The following is a 26,901-nucleotide window of genomic DNA, read 5'->3' on the forward strand; positions in this document are numbered from 1 at the left end:
CAGAAAAAAAGACAATGATAGAAAATAACCTACCATTGCCTTTACAATATACGTTATCCTCCATTTCGATCAGTAGTTCTCCATGCGACTTCTTTGCATGACAGTATACTTCTTATTCAAAAGCATACCAGTAACAATAAGCCTGACACCTATTGTACTTCGGCAGTAAATCCTTTCCTCCATCATCCTAGTTGTCATCCTCCGACTGAGTACTCATATCTATTGCACCTCTACCTCACCGATCTGATAAGGTTTATTATTCAAATTATTATATTAAGTATAGCAAGGTTTTAATTATTATTCAAGTCATCTTTTGGTACTGAGATATTTGGTCCATCCTCGTCACCCCCATAAAAGTCAGGGACATCTCCCATTAATACTCGAGAGTCAACATAGACCCTAGTACTTATCTCCGATGGTTCAGTCGTAAATGGAACAACAATTTGTGCATTGACAGTGACTGGGATATAAATCTCAATTAATACTGCGTTTATCCCAAATTTCTTTACCTCATACTCTACATCTGATTGAATACTACCGACAATTTCAAAATGGACAGGAACTTTTGGACCTAAATTAGATAATATTGTACTTCCTGTAGCTTGCCCAATCGGAATCTCTACCACAGTAGGATCTTTATCAGCTAAATCATTGGCTGTATCCCCATAGTCCTGCGGCTCCATATCCGGATCATCTGTGTTCAGCGTTTCACCTTTATTCATTCCATATAAGAAGTATTCTGCTCGTTTTGTAGCTGTTCGTAAGGCGCGATTGACAGCAGATGATTTCCAGCCAACAATTGCTGGACTGCCATTATCCTTTGTCGTTACTTCCATTAAATCATCGAAGCTAATATTTTCCGTTGATTTAACTGCTTCATTGATTGTCCGTGTCGCAAACTCTTGTGTTTTTTGATTTGCTATCTCCATTAAAGGCGGGGTTATCCCTTTATCCACGATGATGATACTAAGGGAGGTCAAGATTACAAAAGCAATTGTCGTCATTAAAAAAACAACCTTTACTGGAGATGTTGTTCGCAGTTTAAATCTTGGTCGTCTACCCATACGAAAACCCCCTTGAAACAAACTTATGCTTGTTTCAAGTTAGTTAGAATTTAAAATCTACATAAATAAAATGCCTCCCTCTTAGGAGACACTAACTTAAGATATTCGTATTAAGGCATCCTTGCCAATCATACCTTCTTCCCAACCATATTGTTCCTTTGCAGAATGAGTTACCTTCTCTAGTGGTGCATGTAGTAAATCATCAATCGTACGAACACCTACTGCACGACCTGCAATAACTTCTCGATCTGCCAATTTTTCACTTAACAAATCCACATCTAATGCAGCACACATAATGTAGCCAATTTCATTCGAGATAATTAATAAATTCGTCTTAGGCAACTCAACACAAATAGCTGTAAAGAACATACCATCCTCTACTTCTAATGGATTTACTGTAATCATAAGTGTAAACGGCCTCCCCTTCATCCTAGTCACCATATCTATATGCAAAAGGAGGCCATGGCGTCACTACCCTTCGTTAACAAATTGTTGCAATGTTTCCGCTAGTATGTCTCTTAAAAATGCGGGTAAATAATATTGTTTTACTTCCGACTTAGCTACTTCTGGCAACAATCTACCAAATGTAAAGGTATCTGCAGTGGCTACTCTATACGTTTGATTAGCCTCTAAGGCTGATTGTCCATCAAGGAACGCTTGCCTTATAAAAATATCTCCATTCGTTAATTCTTCGGTAGCGAGTTCTATTCCAGAGAATGTCATTTTCCCTAAAACTTTTCCACGAAAACCAAAGCCTTTCAGTTGAAAATTCATAAAGTCTTCTGTTTGTGAAGTACGAATAACTTCTAATAATTCATTACCGGTCAATTCAACAACACATGTATTAATTGGATGTGGGCAGATTCGATGAATATCTCCATACGTTACCTCCCCTTCAGGAAGGCCCTCTAACAATACACCGGCATTGAGCATAGAACAATCGGCGTTTGTCTGCAATTTTATTGAATCTGCCAAAGCCTTAATAATCGGTGTTTCTTCCCACCAATTAACTGCTAGCGGTTCGGTTAAGTTTACCACTGGTTCGGCTAAATGAACGGTTGCTTGCTCTAAAAGCTTGGTAACCTTGTCTTCCGTTTGGTTATCTTGCGGTAAGTGTGAAATATTTGTAGTATAGGCTTCTTTATTTACGAGTTTTTGTGTTTGATGATCCCAAGTTAATATAACTTCACCAACATAATTACAATGCTTTCCTGCTGCTGTAATTAATGTATCATTTATATATTCTCCTGTTCGTAACAGGTGGTGCGTATGGCCACCAATAATCACGTCAATTTCTGTAAATCTATCAGCAATTTCTTGATCTTCACTGAAGCCTAAATGAGACAATAAGATAATAATATCTACTTTTCCCCTAATATCATCTATGATTTTCTCTAATTGTTCATATGGTGGAGAGACGTGCCAATCCAATAGTTCATAAAAAGCATTAAATGGTGCCGTGAGCCCAACTACACCAATGGTTACATCATGAACAGTTTCTAGTACTACGCTAGGCTTCAACCAGTCCGGCTCCACCTGATCCATACTATGTAAATTACCACAAACGACATCAAATTGAGCATGATCGTAAAGCTGAAACAATTCATCATGTGATAGGGTTATCCCCTCGTTATTTCCTAAGGTAATTACATCATAATCAGCTTCATTCATTAATTCGACATTTGCCTTCCCCTTGAAGGCATCTGCAATAGGATGCATACGATCCACATGATCTCCAATGTCAATTCTCCAACTCGAATTCCCCATTGCTTCACAACGTTTTTTTGCATCCTTTAAATAACTTGTAACACGAGACCAGTTATTAAAGTTGCTATGTAAATCATTTGTATAATAAAAATAAATTTTCTCTTCCATTTTGTTATGCTCCTTACGACAGCCCTTGAGAAATCATTCGAATTCCTATTATAATTAATAAAATCCGCAAGATCCATACAAGCACCTTTCCTGTTAATCGTTGATTAACCCAAGCACCAAGTTTCCCACCAACCCATGCACCTGGTATAAAAAAGAGAAGATACTCCCACTCGATATGGCCGAGGGCAATATGAGTTGCCGCTCCAATTAAGCTAATAAAAAATATCATAAACATCGATGTAGCTGTAGCAATGTGAGCTGGGAAACCAAATAATAAAATCATAGCTGGAACCATAATAGAACCGCCGCCTATACCAAACAACCCAGATAATATACCAACGGCTAAAGATAAACCAAAGGCTATCCATTTTGAAACGGTATAGTGATAAGTAGTTCCATTAAGATGAAACGTTCGTACACCTTTTAATTCACTATTCATGTGAATAGATGGTTCTTTCCGTTTTATAAAAAAAAGAAGAGATATGACAATGGTAATGCAACCAAAATATAAAAGAAATTCATCAGCTTCTACAAATTGATTTAACCACGATCCGAGTATCCCGCCAGGTATACTTCCAGTTAAAAATAAGATCCCTGTTCGAACATCAACACGACCACGTTTATAATAAGATACTGTCGAAGACATTGCTGTAAATACCATTGATACTAAAGAAATACCTACGATTGCTTGTGGTGTTGCCCAGGCAAAAGCATCTGAGGCTTGATTCAGGAACAGCAAACTAGGTATAAGTACAATCCCCCCGCCTAATCCCATTAAACCTCCTACAAATGCTGTTATAATCCCTATAACTAAACAAACAACAAAGACCAATATCTATCCCTTCCATCTACATCAAAATACGTTCTTCATTTAATACTAGCATTGATTTTTAACATTTCCCACATGTATACCTTAGCTTTTAATAAACATTTACACATAGGAAAACCAATTATAACATGAGACTTTTTAAAACCTTGAACCTCAAAAAAATTCTCTTAATAAAAATAGCACTTAACCATACATAGGTCCAGTGCTATCATTACAAGGTTTTTAACTAAATAACGATTTTTTTCCATACAGAACTTCTTTCTCCTCCGAATCAAACAACTCATTTCTGGAGATAATAAATACAAAAGGAGGGAAAGGAGGGATGTGAATGATCTATATTCAAGTTAAAGAGAATATTATATTTATAAAGACCTGGCCCATAATTATGACAATCCTACTCATCAAACAATTATGGGCACTACTTTGAAGAGGGGCATGTCCCCTCTTTTCACTTATAGTATGGATGAATTTAAATATAATTATACTAAAAGAATGAAATTTACTAGAGAAATTCATTTCAACGACTGGTTATCCCTGCTGCAACGCTCTAGTAAATCTATCAGTCTTAAATATTTATCCTTTAATTAATACCTTTCCTCTATTCAGAAACATAATTGTTTGCATTCTCTTTTTCAGGTTTAATCGTCTTCATTTTATAAATAAAATAGTAATGCTTATAGATGGCCAGAAGCGCTAATAGAACCTGAATGAAAAGGATGTCCATATACCAAATTGAAAACAAGATAAATGCATCTGCTATGAGATTAATTCGAATTTTTTCTTTCCGAGACATCCCTTTTTTCTCTTTGAATCGGACAACGTATTTCTTATAGAAAGCGGTCTGTTTAAACCAATTATCCATACGTTTAGAACTTTTGCCAAAACAAAAAGCTGCAAATAGAAAAAAAGGGCCTCCCGGCAAAACAGGGAGTATAATCCCACCAATTCCTATCCCCAGTGATATACACCCAAGTAGAAAAAACAACATACTTTTTATATTTTTAATGGTAATCACCTTACTTCATTATTTTTCACGATCATAGGAGCGCTCGACCAAATCAACACATAGAAATGGAATCTCAAACAATAGTATGCACGGACGATAATTTTTAAACGTTCAAGATGAGAGCTACTTCAAAATAACTATACTCCTATTATACAATCGCATTACTACGTTCAACAAGCCGTTTACTTTCCATTAACTCCCTTCGTCTGCAGATAGAAATCACACCGTAACCTCCCTCCTTCGTAATCTAGCAAAAACTAATTTTTTCACGTGCTGTTATTTACACTGCTTGTACGTTTACCCTTTTATACCATTGCTGTTTCTACAACATTTGTTAACGTCAACACAAAACAATATTGATCTATACAGTATAAAAGTTAAACCTTAGAGCTTTTGGCAAAAACATAATTTATTAGAGAAACAAACGAACGTTAAATTATTATAAATTCACACTTGCATTTATATGGTTATATAGCTTACTATATAACCATATAACAAACAATAAAGGCGTTGATGATATGGCTCAACATTTTCAATCGGAAAAACCAATATTTATACAAATTCGAGAAAAAGTAGAGGATCAAATAGTTCGAGGGTCTCTCAAAGAAGGAGAACAGGCACCTTCCACAACGCAACTCGTAAATTTCTATAAAGTGAATCACGTTACTGTTGCAAAAGGTATGAATCAATTAGTCGAAGCAGGGATCCTTTATAAAAAACGAGGAATTGGTATGTTTGTCGCAAAAGGAGCACAACAGAAATTGCTCCAAAAAAGAAAGGAAAATTTTGCTTCTGTCTATTTAATAAATATGATCCTAGAAGCTGAAAAACTGAAACTTTCAGAAGAAGAACTATTTGATTTAATCAAGAAAACAAAGGAGGAAATCCATAATGACGCATAAACTTGAACTAAAAAATATCTCTTTAACTTATGGAAAACAACAAAGTCTTAATGATGTTACAACTGTATTGGAATCTGGAAAAATCTACGGCCTAATCGGAAGAAATGGAGCTGGAAAAACATCATTGTTATCATTAGTTGCTTCTTATCGCCTTCCTACATTAGGTACCATTACCTTTGATGGTAATGAGCTGTTTGAACACCCTAATCATATGAAAAATATTCACTTTGGTTACGACCGTGTTTATAAAGATGAGGCAATTGAAAATGCAAATAAATATCTCGAATCAGTTAAATTACACCGACCACACTTTGATGAAACATATGCAGATCAATTAATTTCCAAATTCAAAATTGATGTAAACAAGCCACTCAGTAAATTTTCAAAGGGAATGGTTGCTGCTTTCCACATTATGCTTGGGCTTGCAAATCGCACACCAGTTACCATTTTTGATGAGGTATATTTAGGGCTTGATGCACCGACAAGAGAAATGTTTTATCAGGAACTATTAAAAGAACATGAAAGAAACGATAGAATGTTTATTCTTTCCACCCATTTGGTCTCTGAAATGGAGCATCTATTTGATCATATTCTCATTCTACATCATGGCAAACTAGTAGCCGATGAAGATTTTGAAACCTTCACGAATCGAGGAGTAAAACTTATTGGAGCTAACGAGATCGTCGATGAATTTACTGCAAACAAACATATTTTGCATGAGGAAAAGCTAGGTGGTACCAAGGCTACAACAATTTATGGGGAATTCAAGGAGGAAGACTGGAGACGTGCTAAATTAAAAGATCTTGAAGTTTCTCCGATCTCCTTGCAACATTTATTCACATATCTCACAAAGGAGGAAGCATGATGCGTCAGCATTTAAATAAAACTGTTATTAGGGAGCTCTATAAAGAATGGTTGAAATGGTCAATTTGGTTATTTGCTATTATTATCATCCTTCGTGTTTTGCATTGGATTGGAGATTATTTTGGTGAAGTAGAACCAGCGATAGATCACTTTATGTATTTTATGAATGAATCTAGCCCTATTTTTATGCTCGTTGTTGGGATCATGATGGTATTCACGTTTCTTCGATATTATACGGAACATGGACTTACACGGAGAACCTATTTTATAGGCGGGGCTATCGCTTCGCTCATGATCACTATAACCATTGGGGTCATTAGTATGCTTCTTCCTGTAATAGAAGGAATCGTCCTATCACTATTTGGTAATCATTATCCAGAACATTTACAATTCCACAGTTTCGGATATTGGATCAGCTACTTTCTATTATTTATAATAACTTCATGGCTTTACTATATCATTGGTTGGTTTATCGGCCATGTTTTCTATCGATATAACTGGTGGAAAGGCATATTCGCAAGTTTTTTTGGCTTTGTCTTAGTGATGCTAGAAAATGTTATCAACGGAGAAACGGTGACCGTGTATGGTGTTCATTTTGAAGGACTTTCACTGTCTATATTCACTTCTATAATCATCTTACTGCTGTTAAGTGCAGGTATGTTAGTAATCAACTACCGATTAGTAAAAGATATTCAAGTGAAAATGAAGTAAACACCTTGCACCATGATTAGATACACATTAGGTATAAATCACAAACTAAAACCCTTGCCACAAACATTGCTGTGACAAGGGTTTTGTCTATTTTAATCGATGGAACCTTCCATTTCGAATTTGAATATTTTTGAATTTCAATTCATATCTTATCTGGTCAAAACGTTTATGATATGCGTTTTTGCCATTATTAGCCTTCAAACTAATTCATACTTTATCAAACTGACCGGGCACAAGAACACTATTACGGGGGTAACATGAACTTTGGACAAAACATATCCATTCCCCACCATATATTGTCGAGTCATTTCGCCTTGTCCTGTTTTAGTCCAATTGATTTTAACAAGACATGTAGCAAGAGTGATTTATTCACTCTTAGAAAAATTGATACCATATAAAAAGAATAATTTTTTAACTTTAAAGACCCTAATACTGTTTTATAGGTTTCCTTTTTGTGGATAAACGATTCCCGACCACCCTCTAATATAGACTCATGCTTTTGATTCTGATTTTGTTGTTTACTATTTTTTTTTAATCATTTCAGCTAGTACTTTCCTTGGAATAATCTTTTGTCCGTTTACATCTACCTCAGCCTTATCATCTGGATAACCTTTTTTCAAAAGCCACCCACGTTTATTATCAGGAAGCTTCGGTTATCGGATTTGAACAATTCGGTATCGGGCATGACCGCTCAGCTGCCGGTGGAGGAACTCGTCTATTTCGAACTGCATATAAAGAGGGGGCGGAGTATGTTCCACTACTAAAAGAAGCGCATCAATTATGGAAAAACCTAGAGATAATTTGCATTATATGTTATTGCACTTTGGCAGTTAGTCTAGCAACTTTTTTTTATGAAATTTGCCTGTATATGGATACCTCGCTTCGCAAGTTCTTCAAAATAAATGTTCGTGGGAATGACCTCTTCGGAAGCAAAAAATCCTTTTTCTATAATGTGATTGCCTCCAAGCAGTCTAGTAGTTATACCGGCAGGAAAACCAACAGAAACACACCTTGAGACATATGCGGCCATTTTTCGTACGGCCGCCTACCCCTACTACATCCCCTTTCGTCTAATGTTTCAGTACTTTGAACCATCTTATTAATAAAAGCTTTTCCTTAGCAACTTTAATTTCTATTTTATTCAAATATCGATTTACGGTCCTCTAAAAGCCGAATTCTTCCTCAATTCTCTTCTCGGTTTGTTTCTGCAACGATTCTTCCCTTTCATTCGATTCAAACAAGATATTACCGCTTTGAATATATGTTTGAACTTGGCTAAAGCCAATTGCTTCAAGAGCGCGCCTCAATTCGGCCATTTTGATTTTATTTCTTCCACCTCCGTTAACACCATGCAACAGTGCAATATAAATCATCATTCTACCCTTTTCCGGCATTACGTTTCGCATCATTCAGATAGAGCGTACTTTGCAATAAAAGCACCCCCCATTTAGACAACTACGTACACAGAAAGAAAAATTAAAACACACTTATTATTCGTCTCCCCCCAGCATTGTATAGATTTCAATCAAGTTTCCATCCGGATCACGCAAATGAGCAATCCGAGCGCCCCACTCTGTACGATCATGGGGCTCGTTCACAAACGTAATGTCCTTTTCACGAAGATGCTTGTAAGCCTTATCGACATTTTCCACCTTAAACTGAAATAAGAATGATGATTGTGTTTCCACATCCACAGGCTTATTTTCCTCACCGACTCCTCTAGCCATCACGTTTCGAGGTAAAAGTTCAATTTTGGTTTCTCCCGTGTCAAAGAGAGCATACTCCATGGCTTCCTCATACAAGCTAATTGGTAATTCAAGGTGTTTTTTGTAAAACGAAACGCTTTTTCTAAAATCTTTGACCAAAAGTCTAATTTGCAGTAGTTTCAATTCCATCACCTTCCAAAAAGTAAGATTGTTTGATCGTCATTCATTCTCTTATCTGACGACCTTGTCTTACTATAAAACAACTTGACTGACAATTGCGGTCAGTCAAGTTCAGATTTTTGGTGATGATAAAGTAATTTTGAAACAGCATCAACTAATTTTTGCTTTAAAAAAGTAGGTTCTAAAACATCAACCGTTGTTCCATAAGTAAGCAAAAAATTAGGAACATAAGTCGAAATGGCACTTTCATCAAGTTTAAAATAAGCCCGATTTTTCGATCGTTCCACAATCGCGTGTCCAAATAACCAATGATTACACAGATCATTAATGGCATGCGGAGTACCTTGAATGCAAACCGTCAGTAGTTGGTTCTGATTTTCCCTATCAGGTAAAAGATTTTGAAGGAAAAACTGCCGAGTTGAAAAACTTTCTGGCTTTTTAAATATAATATCTGTGATGGATAAGGATTGAATGCGATCCACTCGAAAACTGCGAATATTACGGCGTAAATGGCAATAGGCGATGACATACCATTTTCCCTTCCAATACGTCAATCCATATGGATCAACCCGACGTTCCTGCAAGGAGGCTTGGTATCCTTTTTGATACACTATAGTGAGCGTTTTGCCATCTGCCACTGATATTTCCAACTCCTGAAGAAAAGAATTCAAGGAAGAATCAGGTTTAGGACTAATCACATCAATTCCCTTTTCGTGACGGTCAATTTCCTCTGATTGATTCGGATTTGTGTATCTTTTCAGCTTGGAAACCGCTCGATTTAATGCGTCACCGAAGGGGTAGCCAGCCTCTTCTGCAAATTTGGATGCATGGACAAGTGCCTTCTGTTCATCCATGCCAAAAAAAAGTGGAGCTTTAGTCAAGTCATAAAGCAAACGGTACCCACCGTTATGCCCGGAATCAGCTATAATTGGAACGCCGCTGGCACACAACGAATCAATATAGCGATAAACACTTCGAATATGGATTTCAAGTTCATTCGCCAATTGTTTAGCAGTCATCTGTTTTTTCGTTTTTAACAACCATAAAATGGCGAGCATCTTATCAGCCTTGGACATACTACACCTCTTAAAGACAAAATTTTAAACTATTGCCATCTTTATCTCATAAATCATAAGAGTATTTTCGTACAACCCTTCTAGAAATCAAGAGTACCGCGTTGTTCGACAATCTGGCCCGATTCAGGAAAGAACTTATTCCAGATTTGCGCCCTTTAACGTAAGACTCGATTTCAAGATAAACTTAATATACATTAATATCTATCTTTAGTTACTGTTCCCTTATATGTCCCAGTGACAAAGTTCTTACCCTAGACCGCAAAGCACCACATTGTTAATGATTCTCCTAATTCAAACGTTCTTCTTTTATGATTTAATTGAATCAATTATAGTATTTCTATATACCCATCTGCTCCGTTCACCCTGATCCTTTGTCCATCCTTGATCAGCTTCGTAGCATTTTCCACTCCAACAACTGCTGGCAAGCCATATTCACGTGCGATAACCGCTCCATGGGTCATCAGTCCGCCAACTTCGGTGACTAGACCTTTTATGGATACAAACAATGGTGTCCAGCTAGGGTCGGTAAAGGCTGTGACTAATATATCTCCATCTTCTAGATCAGCATCTCCCATGTTTAAAATGACCCGAGCGCGTCCCTCTATAACTCCGGAAGAGACAGGAAGACCTAAAATAGCATCTGCTGGGAGATTTTCTCGTTTGTATGCTCCTGTAATGATTTCACCATCAGACGTGATCACACGTGGAGGAGTTAGTTTTTCATATAATTTGTACTCATCTTTTCGTTTACTAATGATCTGATCATCCAGTTTATGTGTGCGTACGATTTCACGAAGTTCTTCAAAAGTGAGATAGTATATATCTTCTTTTTCATGAACCACGCCTACTTGTACGAGTTGTTCGGCTTCTTTCAGTAAAGCCTGTTTATAAACAAAGTAGCGATTAATCATACCGTATTTTGGATATTCCCTAAACCCGCTGAAATTCCGAATTAGGTCAATCATTCGTTTTGTTTCTTTAGCTTTTTGGCCACCATCCGGTAATTGCTTCAATCGATCTAATAACTCTTGTTCTTTTTTCAAAGCAATACGTCGACCTTGCTCAAATTTCTGTTTGCTGGCATTAGACTCGAAGTTTTTGATATTACTAAGAATCATAGGGACAAGTGTAATTGGTTTTTCGCTCCAACGGGTTTTCGTAATATCGATTTCTCCAACACATCGCATTCCGTAGTTGTTAAGATAAGCTATTATGGCGTTCTGAGCTTCCTTTCCACCGTCAAACTTAACCAGTTCATCCAAAAAGTTATTGTCTTTTACTTGCTGTAAAAAATCAATTACTTCCGGATAAGGGCGAATCACATCGGCAACATCCAAAAGCGCCAGACCCATTTCTGAAGTAATATTGTTTGGTACAGATTGAGAAAGCGTGTCTGCTGCGTTTTTTTCGCCTAACCACTTATTCATTTTTTCATTGATCCATGATGAAGCATCCATCGCATCCATAATCACACTCATACGTGGGTCAAATAGATCCTTCTTTAATCGCAGTATATCTTCTAGAATAAAATCAAATAAATCTGAACCTGATTTCGTTTGGATGTTTTGTTTTAACCCTTCTATCGATGTTTGACTGCTCTTAATCAAATCAGAAACAATTTTCAGTTCTTTTTCGATTTGTGCTTGAGAATCCATAACCGATATACCTTTATTGCTTTGTTCAGGACTCTGTACTTTTATATCATTTGGTGATGATTTAATAAAGTCTTCTCGCTCTACGATAGTCATAAGTGCGTCTTTTATGAGGGGATCGGATTGTCCTAGGGCATCTATTATATTCTTTCTGCTGTCAGGTGATGCCAGTTGATGGGAGACATCAACAAACAACCTTCCACCAGCTTTACGCATGGGTGCAGGAGTCGTTAACAGGAAAAAAGACAATCCCAATGGTTTCATGGCTTCAGTCATCATTTGTTGATGCCCAACAGAAACATAAACGTGATTTTCTTGATCAGTCGCTTCAGGGATGGGATATAAAGTCGTGATTGGACGACTCTGAACAATATAACATGTATCGTCAACCAAACACCATTCGATATCTTGTGGGCAACCAAAATAAGCTTCGATCCGTTTTCCGATGCGTGCCAGATGTAAAATTTGTTGTTCAGTAAGTGTTTGAGTCTTTTGCTGATCCGCATCTATCTGCTGGGTCTCTGTTCCGCCTTCTTTTCGTCCGTATATGGCCAATTTTTTGATTGCGATCATTTTATCGATGATTTCCTCTTCCTGTACTTTATAACAATCGGCGGATACCAAACCAGAGACCAATGCTTCTCCAAGTCCAAAACTGGCATTGATTGATAGCAGCTTTCGATTGGAGGTAATGGGGTCAGCAGTAAATAAAATTCCTGAAGCATGTGGGAAAACCATCCTTTGAACGATAACGGATAAATACACTTGTCTGTGATCAAATCCGTTTTGCATTCGGTAGATTACCGCACGATCCGTAAATAGGGAAGCCCAACATTTTCGGATGTGACTCAAAATAGCTTCTTTTCCGATAATATTTAAATAGGTTTCTTGCTGACCGGCAAAAGAGGCATATGGTAAATCTTCAGCAGTTGCACTGGAACGCACTGCATAAGCATGTTCATCGCCAAATTGGGAGAGATAGTCAGCGACTGCGCCCATAACATCGGAAGGAACCTCTGTTTCCATTATGGTTTTTCGAATCCTCCTGCTGATTGCACCAATTTGATCTCGATCCTCTACTTTAAGCAGTGTTAGTTGATCCAACAATGCGTAGAAGGCTTCATTTTGTTCGAGAGCTTTTTGATAGGCTTCTGTCGTAACACAAAATCCTTCCGGCACTTGTATTCCATGAATTTTTGATAATTCCCCTAAATTAACCCCTTTGCCTCCGGTCGCCCTTTGTCTTGTTTTATCAATCTCCTGAAGCTCTAAAACATATTGATTCATTTCTTTCCCTCCCATTTAATAGCTGCAGACTGCGTCAAAGAAGCAACATTACTTGATTTATGCTAACAATTTTTAAAAATAAAAAACAGTCTAAAAATGGTCAGGAAACTATGGTATAATTAAACTAGGGAAAGGGACAGTTGCCGATTTTTATCTTACTATCTTTTTTAGTAACAAATACTATTGAACTATCCTGCCCATTAACTTAATACCATTACTTCATACGACTGCCAAGGATTTCTTCTCGATTGCTAAAAATCTTTTTTACTCCACAATCTGGCCATATGAGCCAACAGCGGGCGTATTCTTTAATTCCGTGAGCGCGCCCTTTTATTGAATAAGAATTTTTTTCAAATTGAGACGGATTGGCATATAACATTTCAGTAAAGGCTTTATATAAAAACGTTACTTACTTATTTGTTACCGAGTTGTTCCGCTAAACCGATTAGAATTCCTTCGGTTCCACGAATGTAGCAGAGCCGATACGAGTCCTCGTACTGAACCACTTCGCCAACGATCTGAGCACCATACTTAGTGAGTCTGGATACCATTTCGTCAATATCTTCAACGGTGAACATGACGCGTAGATAACCAAGCGCATTTACAGGAGCAGTCCGGTGATCTGATATAGTAGGTGGGTTGAGAAATCGTGAAAGTTCAATTCGGCTGTGACCATCTGGGGTAACCATCATAGCAATCTCTACGCACTGAGAACCCAATCCGGTTACGCGACCAGCCCATTCACCTTCGACAGTGGCTCGTCCTTCGAGGTTCAAGCCAATCTCCTCAAAGAAAAGGATTGCGTTATCAAGGGATTCTACAGCGATGCCGACATTGTCCATTCTTAGTAATTTGTTTTTTGCCATAGTTTTATCTCCTTATGTGTAAAATTTATTACTATAGACTTCTTCTAGATTACTAAAACAATTCCTTTATATCTATACCATTTCTTTTATTCGATTAAATGACCCTTTTCATAAATAAAGAGCACAACTCTTATTCTGAACTGCACCCCAATTGTTAGACACAACTAACAAATTGGAGGTGCAGTTCAATTCGGGATAAGCGCCCTTCGTATATTATTATTAACCAGATTTTTTCTGGTGATAAATCTATGTACCTTTCATTCAAGGTATAATGGATTTAAATCAGAGAGAGGATGCCGTTCTGCGCCCTTGAAGCATTGTCTTCGTGCAATAGACTGGCACCTCTTTCTTTATAGACCTATTCGAATGAGCTGGATGACACGTGGTTGTCGTATATCGAACGAGGTTGGGTATCTATCAAGTTTTAGAGGTTTTCCTTCTACTCTGGTTAATTTTACTTTGAGGTGTTGTTATGATCTATCTTGGAATTGATATTGGAAAACGTCATCACGAAACTGGATTGATTAACGAAAAAGGCAATTCTATTGGAAAAACAGTACGTTTCGCTAACTCTAAAACAGGTAGTGATAAACTCCTTAAATTCCTGAATCAACACCAAGCTACACCCGAAAATTGTGTTTGTGGTATGGAAGCCACCGGTCATTATTGGTTATCTGTTTTTTCTTTCCTTCATAAACTTGAGTTTAAGGTTACTGTTTTTAACCCGATGCAGTCCGATGCTTTACGGAACTTTTATATTCGTAAGACAAAAACGGATGTGAAGGATGCCTTTCTCATTGCTCAGGTAATTCGCATTGACTCCCCGAAAGAAACGCCTTTTATAGAAGAAGATTTACTTCAACTTCGGCATCTTGAGCGATTACGTTATACCTTAGTTGACCAAAGCCCCGATGTTAAACGGAAAATCATCGCTTTCTTGGAGTTTCCATCGGTACAGACGTTTTTAGGATGCAGATCCAACTTTTATTGGAACAAATCATGTTACTTGAAAAACAATTAGTACAAATCGAGGTAACAATGATGGAGCTCTCGAATCAACAAAAGCATTTTTTAACGACCATTACTGGAGTGAGTCACCTAACAGTTGCCGTCATATTAGGTGAAATTGGATCCATTAATCGCTTTGAGCGTCCTGGACAGTTAGTGGCGTTTGCCGGTCTAGATGCGTCCGTCAACCAATCGGGCGAGTTCAACAGTTCCTATACCAAGATGTCAAAACGTGGCTCGCCTTATCTGAGACGCGCTATTTGGCAAGCAGCATTTGTGGCTAGTTTTCATGATCCTGCATTATCCCTTTATTATCAAAAATTAAGAAACCGAGAAAAAGTTTATGGAACTGCGGTAGGCGCCGTCGCTCGGAAATTAACGCACATCATATTTGCGATTTTGAGAGATGGACAGCCTTATGAACCTCGAGCTTAATCAAAGAATTATAAACAACTTATTCATCCAATTTCTAAAATCACCCAAACGGGTGGTCTATTTGTCGTACAAAAATGCGTAGAAAAAAAGGATTTACAGGAAAATAATTTACAAATAATGCTTGACTTTTTATAGCTGGTCTATTACGGAATAACTCAGGGTCGTTGAAATTAGTTCAAATCTTAATCAACATTAGTACTACCAAAGTTGAAGAACTGTTCTAAACAACCCTTTAAATTGAATAATCATGAAGTTTGGTGCTTGAGTTACTCTACCTATTTTGATATAGGTAAAGTCCATAATCTTGCATGACAGAGGTGTGTCCCATTTGCCGCAACATGGTGGCTATATTCCCACGGTGATAGGATCCGTGAGTGACTACGTGTAGTACAGTTTCAGAAACAGAAGTCTCAAGCAACCCTGCATATGGATTATTAACTGAAATTACCCTTTCCAGATTTTCTTGGCTGTTGAGAAGTGCATTATATCGCTCAGATAAATCTAAGTATAACTTTTCCACTTCATCAATATTTTTTGTCTCCACTTGTTCACTTAATTCATTCGCAGACGTCATCGCTTCACTCATACTTTTACCTGAGATAACACCAAACCAGGTACAGTCTACGATGTAAATATGGGATAACACCTTTGATACCGAAGAGAAACCACTTTGAATTTCCTTATGATAAATGTCCTCTGGCAGTTCTTTTAAACGATCAATGATCACTCTATTTGCCCATGCGTGGTAGTCGTACATTTTTAAAACGGGATGCGTCATTTTAAAGATCCTCCTATTTCACTTTTTAAAATTGATCATTTTACAAATAAATGATTAAACAACTTCCTTGACAATTGTTGTCAGTACCCTTATACTTCTAATTCTAGTTTAACTATAAAAGTCCTTCTTCAACTAAATTGTCCTATTCAAAAATAGAGCGCATTTCAACTTCGGAAATGCGCACGATAACGGAAACTCATTTACTAATTTTTATACAACAATAATTAGTATTCAACGATAAATCTACTCAATATTTCGAAGAACTCTCAATGCATTGCTCCAAGAAATGACTTGGTCAATTACTTTGTTGACAGACTCCTCTTGAAAGGATTCAGGTTTAAAATCACTAAAATTTTTAAAGTCAGTAAATAGTGATAATGCGACTTGAGCACGCACGTCGGCAACCATAAGTTCACCCATGATAAGCCGTAAGTTCTCGACTGCACGAGTACCTCCATTGGCACCATATCCTACAAAACCAGCAGCTTTATTGTTCCACTCCTTATATAAATAATCAATAGCATTCTTAAGAGCGCCGGATGTTGCATGGTTATACTCGGGAGTAACGAAAACATAGCCATCAAAAGAAGTAATCTTCTTAGACCAATTTTTTGTATGAGATTTGGTATACTGCCCGGATGCTGCTCCCATGGGCTCGTCGAGCAATGGTAAGTCATACTCTGCAATATCCACAATCTCGAACTCGGCATCACTGCGTCTATTTGCTATTTCATGTACCCAACGTGCTACTGCCTCCCCATTGCGACCCGGACGCGTACTCCCAATAATAATTGCTATCTTAATCATGTTTTACTCCTCCAATAAAAATATATACTTTCTATCCAGGGGAACAAGCTCCTGAATTTTAACTTTGTTGCTTTTAAACAAAATTGTTTTTTGAAATAAGCATTGTATTATTGATAAAGAGCTACTTTTTTGTCTTCATGTTTTCTCGATCACTCGTGTAACTTGAAAGGTATCGACCTCTACAGTCCTGGCCCCACAGCGCTTAATAACTTCAGCGATGGATGCTTTGGCTATATCAAAACCAGTTGCTGGAGAGCTACTCTCCCAAGCTTCCTTTGACAACCATTGCCCATAGTTCACCACCCGACTTCCATTTTCACTTGCATGAAAGCTTGCTGAAACAAATCCAGTGAAATGGGTAAAGTGTTGTTCGACTTGATCAGCAATTCCATCAATCAATGCTTGTTGATATGTTGGGTCGACCTCGAACTCTACCATTACCGTAAAAAATTCGTTCTCTTTTATTCTCGGCATATTAATTAACCTCCTCAAATTAAATAACAACTTTGTCTGGTAACGCGACTTTACTACAATAAGTGATTGCCATCTCCAAACTGATCACATAAAACCATAAAATACTTCCAACTAAACGGTCAGGGTGCACGATGACAAGAATAAGTATTTGATTAGTAACCATACCCACCTTTGATCGTCACTACTGACTGACATATTTTTCAAAAAATGACTAGGGGGTTAAACCCCTAGTAAATATCGAGACACTTTCTTCGATAAAGGTTTCAATAGGAATAACTTCTAGTATTGGGTCCTTATTGATTCGTCCCATAGCTGCACCATAATTCATGTATAGAAATGCAACAGCCTGCCTTTTAGGATCCGTTTTAATAACTTTTCCCTTTTCACACATTTCTCTGAAGTATTCAGTTAAGAACTCCTTTAACTGTTGAGGATGCTTATGAGTAGCCTCCTGAAATCCAGGAAGATCTTTATGTCCCCTTGCACTAATTTGAATCATTTTTCGATTCTGATACATGATCCTGTGATACGTTTGGCTTATCATTAGTAAGTCTGCATGAAGATCCCATTTTATGTTCTCATCAAAGAGATCTTTCATCCTTCCTGCATAATGATAACGTTGAAAGGCTGTCTCTAACAGATTTTGTTTGCTTTTAAAGTGCCTAAACAGCGTTTTTTCACTAAACCCGGCTTTTGTTGCAATTTCTTCAGTCGATACGCCATTGTATCCTCTATCTGCCATAAGATCTATAGCAACGTTCATGATTTTATCAGAAGTATCCTGTTTTCTACTTGAAGTCATTCAAATAACCTCTATTCTTTTTAACTGTCAGTACTGACTGTAACAAATATAAAAGATTATCTGTTTGTTGTCAAGTTCAATTCTAAAATTTTTTTTGATACCTTGCTTATTCCATTAAATGGCCCTATAACAGAAGGACGCGTTATTCGATAAACGCGCCCGTTAATGAAATAAGCCAGCTAAAAAAACAGAGTTAATAATTTATTGGACATAAGACCTGTTCATTAATACTATTCGCCAACCGTCGGGATCTTCTATTGTAATCCCTTGTTCCTTCCAGTATCCATTCTCCGGTTTAACCTCTGTATATCCCATTTTCCTTAACCGTTCTGATACTTTATTGATTTCATTTTTACTAGTTATATAAAATACTAAGAGATTATCTTTTGTTGGGGCAGGGCAAGGACTACCATCAATATGGCGGGTAAATTCTAAATGATAATCAACATCTGGTAATCCAAATATGACTCCTTCATAACCCCTATGCCCTTTAAATTGTTGAATTTGTTTAAGTCCTAAGCCATATTGATAAAAATTTATGATTTCTTCAAATTTATCAGTAGGTCTAGCTATTCTTACCTGTGCTGCAGTGAATTCCTTAAATTCCAAATTTAAAACCAACCTTTCTTAATAGAACTTTTAAACTTTAAATTGCTTTCTTGTTCAACAAAATGGTCCAATTCCCGCACAGAGGTGGTTAATCAACAACTGCACCCGTTAGTTGAGGGGGTTGATATACAACATGAATCATATTTTCTAATATTACTGTTGCTTTTCCTGTAACTGAACAGTAAATGGTTTTGACTCATAGGACTTAGCAACCTTCTCAAAGGTTTGTTGTATATCCTTTTTTGTGGCCTTTCCTTTATTTTCAGTTTCCGAGATTACCACAATATACTTTATCCTTTTTTCATAGTCTTGACTCATGATTAAACCAGTTGAGCTATAACCTTTAGATTCCAATTTTTCAGCAACCTTTTCTCCAAATTCAGATTGAGTTATATCTACACTTTTAACTTCTGTAGAGTCATTTGCATTCACTTGACTCTGCGGCTTCCCATTATTATTCATAAAGTTGAATATGACTACAAGAATTGAACTAACTGTCAGAACTCCAAGAAGAATTCTTTTCATTCAAACACTCTTATTTCATTATAGTATATCCAAGAGTTTTTATTGAGAAGTAAAAGAGAGCACGGTGGTTAAGTAAGGTATAGGCAGGGTTAAATCTATAATGAAAATAAGCGCTAATCCTTATTAAAGAAAAGCGCCCGGTAAACGAATAACTGTAAAGCTAATGAAGCTTTTTTAAAAGCTGCGTTTCCCTGCCCAGGCTCCTTGCATTTTACTGAGGAATACAATTTGCCCAATATGATATGCGTTGTGCATTGCTAAACTCTTCAGTTCAAGCACTAATGGATTATCATCAGGAATCGGTCTATACAAATCTTCTAGTTCTGATTTTGCTAGTATTTTTTCAAGTTCACGATGAACAGAAAAGTATTCTTGTTTTGTTTCCTTCCAATTTTGAAAGGTCTCAGTTGGTAATCGATATGTAGCGTCATTATTTTCTGCCTTTGGTTCATTTGCTGTTTCACCAAGAAAGCGTAACAGAATTCTCTTTTCATAGAAAAGTAAATGACAAACTAATTCCCAAATGCAATGTTCCCCCTCAACTGGTGTCCAAATTGCCTGTTCCAAAGTAATATTCTCTAGTACTTTTTCAAGCGGTGGAAACCAGTCTTCTTTATCTAAGCAGCTTGCCCATTGTTTTAACAAAAGTGTCCTTACATCCATTTTCTATTCCCTCCAATGCGGCGTATTGTTTTGGTACAACTTACAATTTCGAGATGAACCATCTGATTACCTCCCTTACTCAACAATCTGCTCCTAATATGGCATACGCTTGTTCTGGAATTGCACCCGATTGCTTATTTTTTTGTGTTTGAAATCCTTAGCCTTTTCTGCAAGTATATCACGGCAAAAGCAATGGCAAGGATGTACAATACCCCATCTATAATTCTAATCGTTACTGTGTATTCAAAAAATGTCCCAGCCAAGAATTGCAGTACACCAATAGCAACTAAGTCAATTATCATCACCCATTTATAAAACTTGTAACTAATAATAATCCCCCCGTCTTCCGCGAAAGGGTCCTTATATGAATATTGGCGCGATGCTTATTAGTTAATCGCGCCCGATTGTTTAAAAGTAAAAACAAATTTTTTAAAGTCATATACTTAGAGTTGATTTGATAACTTTGTTTTAATCATCTTTTGTTGCTTTCTCATAAATCCTTCCATCGGTATCCGTAATAATAATCTCAGACTGCACTCGATTTAGTCCAATGGCAATGACAGGGTTCGCTTCAACTGAGTTATTATAAAATGTTCTTATTTTTATTTCAGTTGTGTTTCCGTATTCCTCGACATCTAGAACTTCTATGTTGTTACCTGCCATTTCTTCACCTAAAGATAAAATAACAGCTTTATTTCCCTCTGAAATAGTAAAGGTTTCGTATCCTTGAATAGTTGTATCTGTCTGAAGTTGCTCCGTATATGAACCAAAATCATCTCCACCAGAATATTGTGTTTTTTTCACTATCCAGTAATCAACTTGATTGAAATAGATCAATGCACTATACGAAATTATAAACAAAATGACAATGGTATATATTAACTTTTTCCCTAATGAACTTTGGCCAAACAAAGCTAATACAATTGAAATTGCCAGAATTCCTAAACTTAATACTCCAAAGGGCATACCTTCAAATCCACCTATTACAGTAAGACTTCCAATTAAAGATAGACCTCCAATTATCGCAACCACTAAAACCCTTTTCTTATTATCCATTGCTTTTACAAAAAGATAAGTAAGTGCATAGATTGCAAGGCCTATTAACAACCCTATTAAAAACATATATACAAACAAATTCCCACCACCTTTTATTTTTCCGAGCAACTCTTATGTAAACTACAACATATCAAAAGCAAGTATTGTGCCACGATCTGGCCCGTTTGTTGTATTGTCACATCCCATATTGTCAATGTCCTTGTATTAAAATTTTTTATAAATTATCAGAGTCATCTGTAACATGATCTAAGAAAATCTACAGGGCATAAATCGGGCACAAACATATATCCCATTATAAAAAAACCTTGCCACAAAATTGCTGTGACAAGGGTTTTATCTGTTTTAACCGATGGAACCTTCCATTTCGAATTTGATCAGACGGTTCATTTCGACTGCATATTCCATTGGAAGTTCTTTTGTAAATGGCTCAATGAAGCCCATTACAATCATTTCAGTCGCTTCTTCTTCTGATAAGCCACGGCTCATCAAGTAGAAAAGCTGTTCTTCTGAGACTTTAGATACTTTTGCTTCGTGTTCTAATGAAATATTGTCATTGTTAATTTCATTATATGGGATCGTATCTGAAGTTGACTCGTTATCCATAATCAAGGTATCACATTCAATGTTGGAACGGGCACCAGTTGCTTTTCTTCCAAAGTGAACCAGACCACGATAAGAAACTTTTCCACCATGTTTCGAGATAGATTTGGAAACAATCGAAGAAGAAGTGTTTGGTGCTAAGTGATGCATTTTTGCACCAGCATCTTGTAATTGACCTTTACCAGCCAATGCAATGGAAAGTGTCATTCCGCGAGCACCTTCTCCTTTTAGCAGAACAGCTGGGTATTTCATTGTTAATTTGGAACCAATGTTTCCGTCAATCCATTCCATCGTTGCATTCGCATCACAAGTTGCACGTTTTGTAACTAAGTTATACACATTATTTGCCCAGTTTTGGATGGTTGTATAGCGGCAGTATGCATCTTTCTTAACGAAGATCTCAACCACAGCACTATGCAATGAATTTGTTGTATAAACAGGAGCTGTACAACCTTCAACATAATGCACGGATGCACCTTCATCAACAATAATTAATGTTCGTTCAAACTGTCCCATATTTTCCGAATTAATACGGAAATAGGCTTGTAATGGTGTTGAAGTCTGTACCCCTTTTGGAACATAGATAAATGAGCCACCTGACCAAACAGCAGAATTTAATGCTGCAAATTTATTATCGGTTGCAGGAATTACTTTACCAAAATATTCTTTAAAGAGTTCTTCATTTTCTTTTAATGCTGTATCTGTATCTTTAAAGACAATACCAAGCTCTTCAAGATCTTCTTTTAAGCTGTGATAAACAACTTCAGATTCATACTGAGCAGATACGCCTGCCAAGTATTTTTGTTCTGCTTCTGGAATACCTAATTTATCAAATGTCTGTTTAATCTCATCAGGTACTTCATCCCACGTTCTTCCTTGTCGTTCAGATGGTTTTACATAATATACAATCTCATCAAAATTCAACTCAGATAGATCACCACCCCATTGTGGCATTGGACGCTCGTAAAAATGCTCTAGTGCTTTCAAACGGTAATCAAGCATCCACTGTGGCTCTTCTTTCATTTTAGAAATCTCTTCAACTACTTCACGTGTTAGCCCTTTGCCTGAGCGAAAAACCGAAACGTCACGATCATGAAATCCATATTTGTACTCTTCGATTTCTGGCATATTTTTTGCCATTCGTAAACCCTCCTTCAGGTATTGGTAGAAATCAACTATTAAACACTCACGTTACCCTTCATTCACTCCCTTTTCCATCGCTTTCCAAGAAAGGGTTGCACATTTAATTCGTGCAGGAAACTTCGAAACTCCTTGTAATGCTTGAATATCTCCAAGATCAATACCTTCTTCGTCTACTTCCTCACCTAACATCATCTGTGAGAACATGGTAGACATCTTCATTGCATCCTCTATCTTCTTGCCCTTAATTGCTTGTGTCATCATTGAAGCGGAAGCCATACTAATAGAACATCCTTCTCCTTGGAATTTCGCATCCTTGACAATCCCATCCTCCACTTGCAACTGGAGTTGTATACGATCACCACAAGTAGGATTATTCATATCAACGGTTAAAATATCCCCTTCTAGACTTCCTTTATTCCTTGGATTTTTATAATGATCCATAATAACTTGTCTGTAAAGTGTATCAAGGTTGTTAAAAGACATTACCAAAATACTCCTTTGTTTTTTGAAGTCCATCTACTAAGCGGTCAATATCTTCTTCAGTATTATAAAGATAGAAACTTGCTCGAGCAGTTGCAGTTACATCAAGCCAACGCATCAAAGGTTGAGCACAATGATGGCCCGCGCGAACAGCAATTCCTTCTGCATCAAGTACAGTGGCTGTATCATGTGGATGAACATCATCTAGATTAAAGGTAACTAGTGCAGCACGTTCCTCTGGACCAAAGATTGAAATACCATCAATGGTACGCATTTGCTTCATTGCATACTTAGCTAACTGCTGCTCATGCGCTGTAATTTGATCCATGCCGATTTCGTTAAGAAAATCAATTGCTGCGCCTAGCCCGATAGCCCCAGCGATAATTGGTGTACCACCCTCAAACTTCCAAGGAAGTTCTTTCCAGGTAGAGTCATATAAATTAACAAAATCAATCATCTCTCCACCAAATTCCACTGGTTCCATCTGTTCAAGTAATTTCTTCTTGCTATATAAAACACCAATTCCAGTTGGTGCTCCCATTTTATGACCAGAAAATGCGTAAAAATCACAATCAAGATCTGTTACATCTACTTTAATATGCGGTGCACCTTGAGCACCGTCAACAACTATGACAGCACCGTGCTCATGTGCAATGTTTGCAATATCTTTAATTGGGTTAACCGTCCCTAATACGTTGGAAACGTGTGTAACAGCAACAAGTTTCGTTCGGTCCGTTACGGTTTGACGAACATCTTCTAGACTTAATGTGCCATCCTCTTGCAACGGAATATATTTTAATGTAGCACCAGTGGCTTTTGCTGCTTGTTGCCAAGGAATGATATTGCTATGATGCTCCATCGGAGTTATAACAATCTCATCCCCTGCTTGTAAGTTTGCTCTTGCATAACTGTACGCAACGGTATTTATTGATGTTGTGGTACCACGGGTAAAAATAATCTCAGCAGTGCTTTCAGCATCAATAAACCGACGTACCTTGTCTCTGGCACCTTCATACGCTTCTGTTGCCTTCGTTCCAAGTGTATGAACACCACGATGCACATTTGAATTATAGCTTCGGTAGTAATTATCTACAGCTTCTATCACAGAAATTGGCTTCTGTGATGTTGCTGAAGAATCTAAATATACAAAAGGATGACCATTCACGTCCTGATTAAGAATCGGAAATTGTTCTCGAATGGCCTTTACATCCATTAGTAAACCTTCCTTTCAATTACCTGAGTTAATTGATTTTTAACAGCTTCAATTGGTAATTGATTAACTACTGGTGCTAAGAAACCATGAATAATCAAGCGTTCTGCCTCTTCCTGCGTAATACCACGACTCATTAGATAATACAATTGAACTGGGTCTACTCGGCCGACAGATGCGGCATGACCAGCTGTAACATCATCTTCATCAATCAGCAGAATAGGGTTTGCATCACCACGTGCCTTTTCACTTAACATCAGTACACGAGATTCTTGTTCTGCATTTGATTTAGAAGCACCGTGTTCAATCTTTCCAATACCATTAAAAATGGCTGTTGATTTATCCTTCATAACACCATGTTGTAAGATATACCCCTCAGAGTTTTTACCAAAGTGAACGATTTTAGCAGTGAAGTTCTGTGTTTGATTTCCTCGACCAACCGATACCGTTTTAGCATTGGATAGGGAATTCTCACCAACTAAATGTGTGATGTTTTCAGATACTGTATTCCCATCATTCATTTGTCCTAATGCCCAATCCACCGTTGCATCACGGTAAGCTACGCCACGACGATTATTATAAGCAGTCGTACCTTGAGCAAAATTATCCACTGCTCCGAATGAAATTTTTGCATTATCTTGTGCAATCACTTCGGTTACAACGTTCGCAACAGTTGCTTCTTGTTCATTGTGCGAGATATAGTTTTCCACATAAGTTAATGAACTACCTTCATCCGCTACAACAAGAACATGGTTAAACAGTGCTAGCTCTGGGTCTTCTTGCCAAAAAATCGTCTGTAATGGAACCTCCACTTCAACATTTTTTGGTACATATACAAAGACACCGCCGTTCATTAAAGCAGCATGTAATGCAGTCAAACGATGCTCATCAATCGAAACTGCATCTTTCATGTAATAACGCTTTACTAAATCACCATGTTTTTCTAAAGCTGTGAAAATATCCGTAAAGATTACTCCTTTGTCTTGGAGGTCTTTACTTAATGTACTGTACGCAACAGAGTGATTTCGTTGAATTAGAAGATTCTCAGGTAGATTATCCTGATCGAGAAATTCTTGTAATTCACTTGGTAACTCACTCAGCGACTGAATAGCATCACCAGGGGCTGTATGTTTGAATTGGCTAAAATTCCACTTACCGATCTTTGTTTTATCAGGTTTGGGTAATTCAAGAGCATCAGCTTGTTCTAGTGCTTGGAGGCGTAATTCACGCATCCATTCTGGTTCATTTCTTTCTTTCGAAAACTGATCAATATATTCTTTATCGTATGGCAGTTTTGTTTCCACAGTCATATTACCCCTCCTTACCATTACGCATTTTGCTCGATAGTTTCGTCTTCAATACCTAATTCTTCCTTAATCCATTCATAACCTTCCGATTCAAGGCGTTGTGCAAGTTCAGGACCACCCGACTTAACCACACGGCCTTGCATCATTACATGTACTTTATCAGGCGTAATGTAGTTAAGTAAGCGTTGATAGTGGGTAATGATTAAGCAACCAAAGTTTTCATCACGTAGTTTATTGATTCCTTTAGATACAACTTTTAAAGCGTCAATATCTAGTCCAGAATCAATTTCATCTAAAATCGCAATCTCTGGTTTCAATAGCATGAGCTGAAGGATTTCGTTACGTTTTTTCTCACCGCCGGAGAATCCTTCATTTAAGTATCGTTGGGCCATGTTTTTATCAATTTCAAGATAGTCTAAGACATTATCCATTTCTTTAATGAAGTTCATTAGTGAAATTTCATTACCTTCACCACGACGAGCATTCATGGAAGAACGAAGGAAGTCTGAAGTTGTAACACCACTAATTTCACTTGGATATTGCATAGCTAAAAATAAACCTGCACGTGCACGTTCATCAACTTCCATTTCCAATACATCTTCACCATCTAAAAGAACCGATCCTTCGGTAATTTCATACTTAGGATGCCCCATAATTGCAGAAGCCAAGGTAGATTTCCCTGTACCATTTGGTCCCATTACTGCGTGGAATTCTCCACCTTTTATAGTAAGGTCTACACCTTTAAGTATCTCTTTATCTTCAATTGAGACATGTAAGTTTTTAATTTCTAATGTTGATCCTGCCATATTGATACCTCCAAATACAAATAGTTTTATTGTTACTCTGTAAGGAATGTAAGATTCATTCTCACTTTATTCTCATTACAATCTTAAATCATTTCGAATTTATTATCAACTCTTTTAAACAGAGACCTTGAAGTATGGAAAATCCTTTGTTTATAGGATATCATGCCACCATGATAAAGT

General features: G+C 37.2%; 29 protein-coding genes, 1 pseudogene and 1 riboswitch. Of the genes and pseudogenes, 5 read left to right on the forward strand and 25 right to left on the reverse strand.

Annotation, left to right across the window (positions count from 1 at the left end; all coding sequences use genetic code 11):
- Positions 1-65 precede the first annotated feature (65 nt).
- A riboswitch (Lysine riboswitch) is annotated at positions 66-241 on the reverse strand.
- A gap of 49 nt (positions 242-290) precedes the next feature.
- From yunB to M948_RS24290, 5 genes are all read right to left on the reverse strand, one after another.
- A complete protein-coding gene (yunB, locus tag M948_RS24270; RefSeq protein ID WP_021288942.1) occupies positions 291-1,064 on the reverse strand; it encodes a sporulation protein YunB in 774 nt (257 codons plus the stop codon).
- A 96-nt stretch (positions 1,065-1,160) separates the two neighbouring features.
- Positions 1,161-1,469 (reverse strand): YunC family protein, encoded by a 309-nt coding sequence (locus M948_RS24275; protein WP_021288943.1) that lies wholly within the window; start codon positions 1,467-1,469, stop codon positions 1,161-1,163.
- Between the two features lie 66 nt (positions 1,470-1,535).
- Entirely contained in the window at positions 1,536-2,939 is a 1,404-nt protein-coding gene (locus M948_RS24280) for a bifunctional metallophosphatase/5'-nucleotidase (RefSeq protein WP_021288944.1), read from the reverse strand.
- Positions 2,940-2,952: 13 nt separating this feature from the next.
- Positions 2,953-3,771 carry a sulfite exporter TauE/SafE family protein gene (locus tag M948_RS24285; protein WP_031334946.1) on the reverse strand — a complete coding sequence of 273 codons (819 nt, stop codon included), beginning with the start codon at positions 3,769-3,771 and terminating at the stop codon, positions 2,953-2,955.
- 595 nt (positions 3,772-4,366) lie between these two features.
- Complete coding sequence (locus tag M948_RS24290; RefSeq protein ID WP_231378647.1) at positions 4,367-4,783, reverse strand: YbaN family protein; 417 nt, start codon at positions 4,781-4,783, stop codon at positions 4,367-4,369.
- 509 nt (positions 4,784-5,292) lie between these two features.
- Between M948_RS24290 and M948_RS24295 the strand changes: the two genes are divergently transcribed.
- Genes M948_RS24295 through M948_RS24305 form a run of 3 tightly spaced genes read left to right on the forward strand, consistent with a single transcriptional unit; the run spans position 5,293 to position 7,251 of the window.
- The gene (locus M948_RS24295) at positions 5,293-5,676 is read left to right on the forward strand and encodes a GntR family transcriptional regulator (RefSeq protein ID WP_021288948.1); all 384 of its coding nucleotides are present in this window, start codon (positions 5,293-5,295) and stop codon (positions 5,674-5,676) included.
- Positions 5,666-6,541, forward strand: coding sequence for an ATP-binding cassette domain-containing protein (locus M948_RS24300; RefSeq protein ID WP_021288949.1), 876 nt, complete (start codon positions 5,666-5,668; stop codon positions 6,539-6,541). The genes M948_RS24295 and M948_RS24300 overlap by 11 nt, the downstream gene beginning before the upstream one ends.
- Complete coding sequence (locus M948_RS24305; RefSeq protein ID WP_155974743.1) at positions 6,538-7,251, forward strand: hypothetical protein; 714 nt, start codon at positions 6,538-6,540, stop codon at positions 7,249-7,251. The genes M948_RS24300 and M948_RS24305 overlap by 4 nt, the downstream gene beginning before the upstream one ends.
- A 427-nt stretch (positions 7,252-7,678) precedes the next feature.
- Here M948_RS24305 and M948_RS43940 read toward each other — a convergent pair.
- From M948_RS43940 to M948_RS24335, 6 genes and pseudogenes are all read right to left on the reverse strand, one after another.
- Positions 7,679-7,892, reverse strand: a pseudogene (locus M948_RS43940) (hypothetical protein); the annotation flags it as partial.
- A gap of 522 nt (positions 7,893-8,414) precedes the next feature.
- Positions 8,415-8,645: a DUF1697 domain-containing protein gene (locus tag M948_RS24315; RefSeq protein WP_337969991.1), complete on the reverse strand. Its 231-nt coding sequence runs from the start codon at positions 8,643-8,645 to the stop codon at positions 8,415-8,417.
- Positions 8,646-8,741: 96 nt separating this feature from the next.
- Positions 8,742-9,140 carry a VOC family protein gene (locus M948_RS24320; RefSeq protein WP_021288954.1) on the reverse strand — a complete coding sequence of 133 codons (399 nt, stop codon included), beginning with the start codon at positions 9,138-9,140 and terminating at the stop codon, positions 8,742-8,744.
- 98 nt (positions 9,141-9,238) lie between these two features.
- Positions 9,239-10,213, reverse strand: coding sequence for a helix-turn-helix transcriptional regulator (locus M948_RS24325; RefSeq protein WP_021288955.1), 975 nt, complete (start codon positions 10,211-10,213; stop codon positions 9,239-9,241).
- A 326-nt stretch (positions 10,214-10,539) separates the two neighbouring features.
- Positions 10,540-13,152, reverse strand: coding sequence for a phosphoenolpyruvate synthase (gene ppsA / locus M948_RS24330; protein WP_021288956.1), 2,613 nt, complete (start codon positions 13,150-13,152; stop codon positions 10,540-10,542).
- Positions 13,153-13,565: 413 nt separating this feature from the next.
- Entirely contained in the window at positions 13,566-14,018 is a 453-nt protein-coding gene (locus M948_RS24335; RefSeq protein ID WP_021288957.1) for a VOC family protein, read from the reverse strand.
- A gap of 472 nt (positions 14,019-14,490) precedes the next feature.
- Between M948_RS24335 and M948_RS43555 the strand changes: the two genes are divergently transcribed.
- A complete protein-coding gene (locus M948_RS43555) occupies positions 14,491-15,039 on the forward strand; it encodes an IS110 family transposase (protein ID WP_231378648.1) in 549 nt (182 codons plus the stop codon).
- Positions 14,988-15,461, forward strand: coding sequence for a transposase (locus tag M948_RS43560; protein WP_231378649.1), 474 nt, complete (start codon positions 14,988-14,990; stop codon positions 15,459-15,461). The genes M948_RS43555 and M948_RS43560 overlap by 52 nt, the downstream gene beginning before the upstream one ends.
- Before the next feature lie 271 nt (positions 15,462-15,732).
- On the opposite strand, the gene M948_RS24345 is transcribed toward M948_RS43560, so the two are convergent.
- The 14 genes from M948_RS24345 to sufC all read right to left on the reverse strand — a co-directional run bounded on the left by M948_RS24345 (position 15,733) and on the right by sufC (position 26,721).
- Entirely contained in the window at positions 15,733-16,239 is a 507-nt protein-coding gene (locus M948_RS24345) for a DinB family protein (RefSeq protein ID WP_021288958.1), read from the reverse strand.
- 243 nt (positions 16,240-16,482) lie between these two features.
- Positions 16,483-17,046, reverse strand: a complete 564-nt coding sequence (locus M948_RS24350) for an NADPH-dependent FMN reductase (protein WP_021288959.1) — start codon at positions 17,044-17,046, stop codon at positions 16,483-16,485.
- Between the two features lie 135 nt (positions 17,047-17,181).
- Positions 17,182-17,520, reverse strand: a complete 339-nt coding sequence (locus M948_RS24355; protein WP_021288960.1) for an antibiotic biosynthesis monooxygenase — start codon at positions 17,518-17,520, stop codon at positions 17,182-17,184.
- Positions 17,521-17,539: 19 nt separating this feature from the next.
- Positions 17,540-17,683, reverse strand: coding sequence for a hypothetical protein (locus tag M948_RS43100; protein WP_155974746.1), 144 nt, complete (start codon positions 17,681-17,683; stop codon positions 17,540-17,542).
- A gap of 48 nt (positions 17,684-17,731) precedes the next feature.
- A complete protein-coding gene (locus tag M948_RS24360; protein ID WP_021288961.1) occupies positions 17,732-18,322 on the reverse strand; it encodes a TetR/AcrR family transcriptional regulator in 591 nt (196 codons plus the stop codon).
- 201 nt (positions 18,323-18,523) lie between these two features.
- On the reverse strand, positions 18,524-18,931 hold the full coding sequence (locus M948_RS24365; RefSeq protein ID WP_021288962.1) for a VOC family protein: 408 nt from the start codon (positions 18,929-18,931) through the stop codon (positions 18,524-18,526).
- A 153-nt stretch (positions 18,932-19,084) separates the two neighbouring features.
- Positions 19,085-19,456, reverse strand: coding sequence for a hypothetical protein (locus M948_RS24370; protein WP_021288963.1), 372 nt, complete (start codon positions 19,454-19,456; stop codon positions 19,085-19,087).
- Between the two features lie 174 nt (positions 19,457-19,630).
- Positions 19,631-20,119 carry a DinB family protein gene (locus M948_RS24375; RefSeq protein WP_021288964.1) on the reverse strand — a complete coding sequence of 163 codons (489 nt, stop codon included), beginning with the start codon at positions 20,117-20,119 and terminating at the stop codon, positions 19,631-19,633.
- Between the two features lie 468 nt (positions 20,120-20,587).
- Positions 20,588-21,253, reverse strand: a complete 666-nt coding sequence (locus tag M948_RS24380; protein ID WP_021288966.1) for a hypothetical protein — start codon at positions 21,251-21,253, stop codon at positions 20,588-20,590.
- 264 nt (positions 21,254-21,517) lie between these two features.
- On the reverse strand, positions 21,518-22,915 hold the full coding sequence (sufB, locus tag M948_RS24385) for a Fe-S cluster assembly protein SufB (RefSeq protein WP_021288967.1): 1,398 nt from the start codon (positions 22,913-22,915) through the stop codon (positions 21,518-21,520).
- A 51-nt stretch (positions 22,916-22,966) separates the two neighbouring features.
- Positions 22,967-23,401 carry a Fe-S cluster assembly sulfur transfer protein SufU gene (gene sufU / locus M948_RS24390; protein WP_021288968.1) on the reverse strand — a complete coding sequence of 145 codons (435 nt, stop codon included), beginning with the start codon at positions 23,399-23,401 and terminating at the stop codon, positions 22,967-22,969.
- Positions 23,391-24,611 (reverse strand): cysteine desulfurase, encoded by a 1,221-nt coding sequence (locus tag M948_RS24395; protein WP_021288969.1) that lies wholly within the window; start codon positions 24,609-24,611, stop codon positions 23,391-23,393. Before M948_RS24395 ends, sufU begins: the two co-directional genes overlap by 11 nt.
- Complete coding sequence (gene sufD / locus M948_RS24400) at positions 24,611-25,918, reverse strand: Fe-S cluster assembly protein SufD (protein WP_021288970.1); 1,308 nt, start codon at positions 25,916-25,918, stop codon at positions 24,611-24,613. The genes M948_RS24395 and sufD overlap by 1 nt, the downstream gene beginning before the upstream one ends.
- A 17-nt stretch (positions 25,919-25,935) precedes the next feature.
- The gene (sufC, locus tag M948_RS24405) at positions 25,936-26,721 is read right to left on the reverse strand and encodes a Fe-S cluster assembly ATPase SufC (RefSeq protein ID WP_021288971.1); all 786 of its coding nucleotides are present in this window, start codon (positions 26,719-26,721) and stop codon (positions 25,936-25,938) included.
- Positions 26,722-26,901: the final 180 nt, after the last annotated feature.

The organism is Virgibacillus sp. CM-4 (assembly GCF_000445495.1).
GTDB classification, from domain to species: Bacteria; Bacillota; Bacilli; order Bacillales; family Amphibacillaceae; genus Virgibacillus; species Virgibacillus salexigens.

Excerpts from the sequence above, each read along its gene's own strand:
- M948_RS24335 (WP_021288957.1), bottom strand. The coding sequence starts at position 14,018 with ATGGCAAAAAACAAATTACTAAGAATGGACAATGTCGGCATCGCTGTA.
- M948_RS24275 (WP_021288943.1), bottom strand. The coding sequence starts at position 1,469 with ATGATTACAGTAAATCCATTAGAAGTAGAGGATGGTATGTTCTTTACA.
- M948_RS24315 (WP_337969991.1), bottom strand. The coding sequence starts at position 8,645 with ATGCCGGAAAAGGGTAGAATGATGATTTATATTGCACTGTTGCATGGT.
- M948_RS43560 (WP_231378649.1), top strand. The coding sequence starts at position 14,988 with ATGCAGATCCAACTTTTATTGGAACAAATCATGTTACTTGAAAAACAA.
- M948_RS24375 (WP_021288964.1), bottom strand. The coding sequence starts at position 20,119 with ATGGATGTAAGGACACTTTTGTTAAAACAATGGGCAAGCTGCTTAGAT.
- M948_RS24300 (WP_021288949.1), top strand. The coding sequence starts at position 5,666 with ATGACGCATAAACTTGAACTAAAAAATATCTCTTTAACTTATGGAAAA.
- sufD (WP_021288970.1), bottom strand. The coding sequence starts at position 25,918 with ATGACTGTGGAAACAAAACTGCCATACGATAAAGAATATATTGATCAG.
- M948_RS24355 (WP_021288960.1), bottom strand. The coding sequence starts at position 17,520 with ATGCCGAGAATAAAAGAGAACGAATTTTTTACGGTAATGGTAGAGTTC.
- M948_RS24395 (WP_021288969.1), bottom strand. The coding sequence starts at position 24,611 with ATGGATGTAAAGGCCATTCGAGAACAATTTCCGATTCTTAATCAGGAC.
- M948_RS24350 (WP_021288959.1), bottom strand. The coding sequence starts at position 17,046 with ATGATTAAGATAGCAATTATTATTGGGAGTACGCGTCCGGGTCGCAAT.
- M948_RS24360 (WP_021288961.1), bottom strand. The coding sequence starts at position 18,322 with ATGACTTCAAGTAGAAAACAGGATACTTCTGATAAAATCATGAACGTT.
- M948_RS43555 (WP_231378648.1), top strand. The coding sequence starts at position 14,491 with ATGATCTATCTTGGAATTGATATTGGAAAACGTCATCACGAAACTGGA.
- M948_RS24370 (WP_021288963.1), bottom strand. The coding sequence starts at position 19,456 with ATGAAAAGAATTCTTCTTGGAGTTCTGACAGTTAGTTCAATTCTTGTA.
- M948_RS43100 (WP_155974746.1), bottom strand. The coding sequence starts at position 17,683 with ATGGTTACTAATCAAATACTTATTCTTGTCATCGTGCACCCTGACCGT.
- M948_RS24345 (WP_021288958.1), bottom strand. The coding sequence starts at position 16,239 with ATGACGCATCCCGTTTTAAAAATGTACGACTACCACGCATGGGCAAAT.
- M948_RS24280 (WP_021288944.1), bottom strand. The coding sequence starts at position 2,939 with ATGGAAGAGAAAATTTATTTTTATTATACAAATGATTTACATAGCAAC.
- sufB (WP_021288967.1), bottom strand. The coding sequence starts at position 22,915 with ATGGCAAAAAATATGCCAGAAATCGAAGAGTACAAATATGGATTTCAT.
- M948_RS24325 (WP_021288955.1), bottom strand. The coding sequence starts at position 10,213 with ATGTCCAAGGCTGATAAGATGCTCGCCATTTTATGGTTGTTAAAAACG.
- ppsA (WP_021288956.1), bottom strand. The coding sequence starts at position 13,152 with ATGAATCAATATGTTTTAGAGCTTCAGGAGATTGATAAAACAAGACAA.
- M948_RS24305 (WP_155974743.1), top strand. The coding sequence starts at position 6,538 with ATGATGCGTCAGCATTTAAATAAAACTGTTATTAGGGAGCTCTATAAA.
- sufU (WP_021288968.1), bottom strand. The coding sequence starts at position 23,401 with ATGTCTTTTAACAACCTTGATACACTTTACAGACAAGTTATTATGGAT.
- M948_RS24295 (WP_021288948.1), top strand. The coding sequence starts at position 5,293 with ATGGCTCAACATTTTCAATCGGAAAAACCAATATTTATACAAATTCGA.
- sufC (WP_021288971.1), bottom strand. The coding sequence starts at position 26,721 with ATGGCAGGATCAACATTAGAAATTAAAAACTTACATGTCTCAATTGAA.
- yunB (WP_021288942.1), bottom strand. The coding sequence starts at position 1,064 with ATGGGTAGACGACCAAGATTTAAACTGCGAACAACATCTCCAGTAAAG.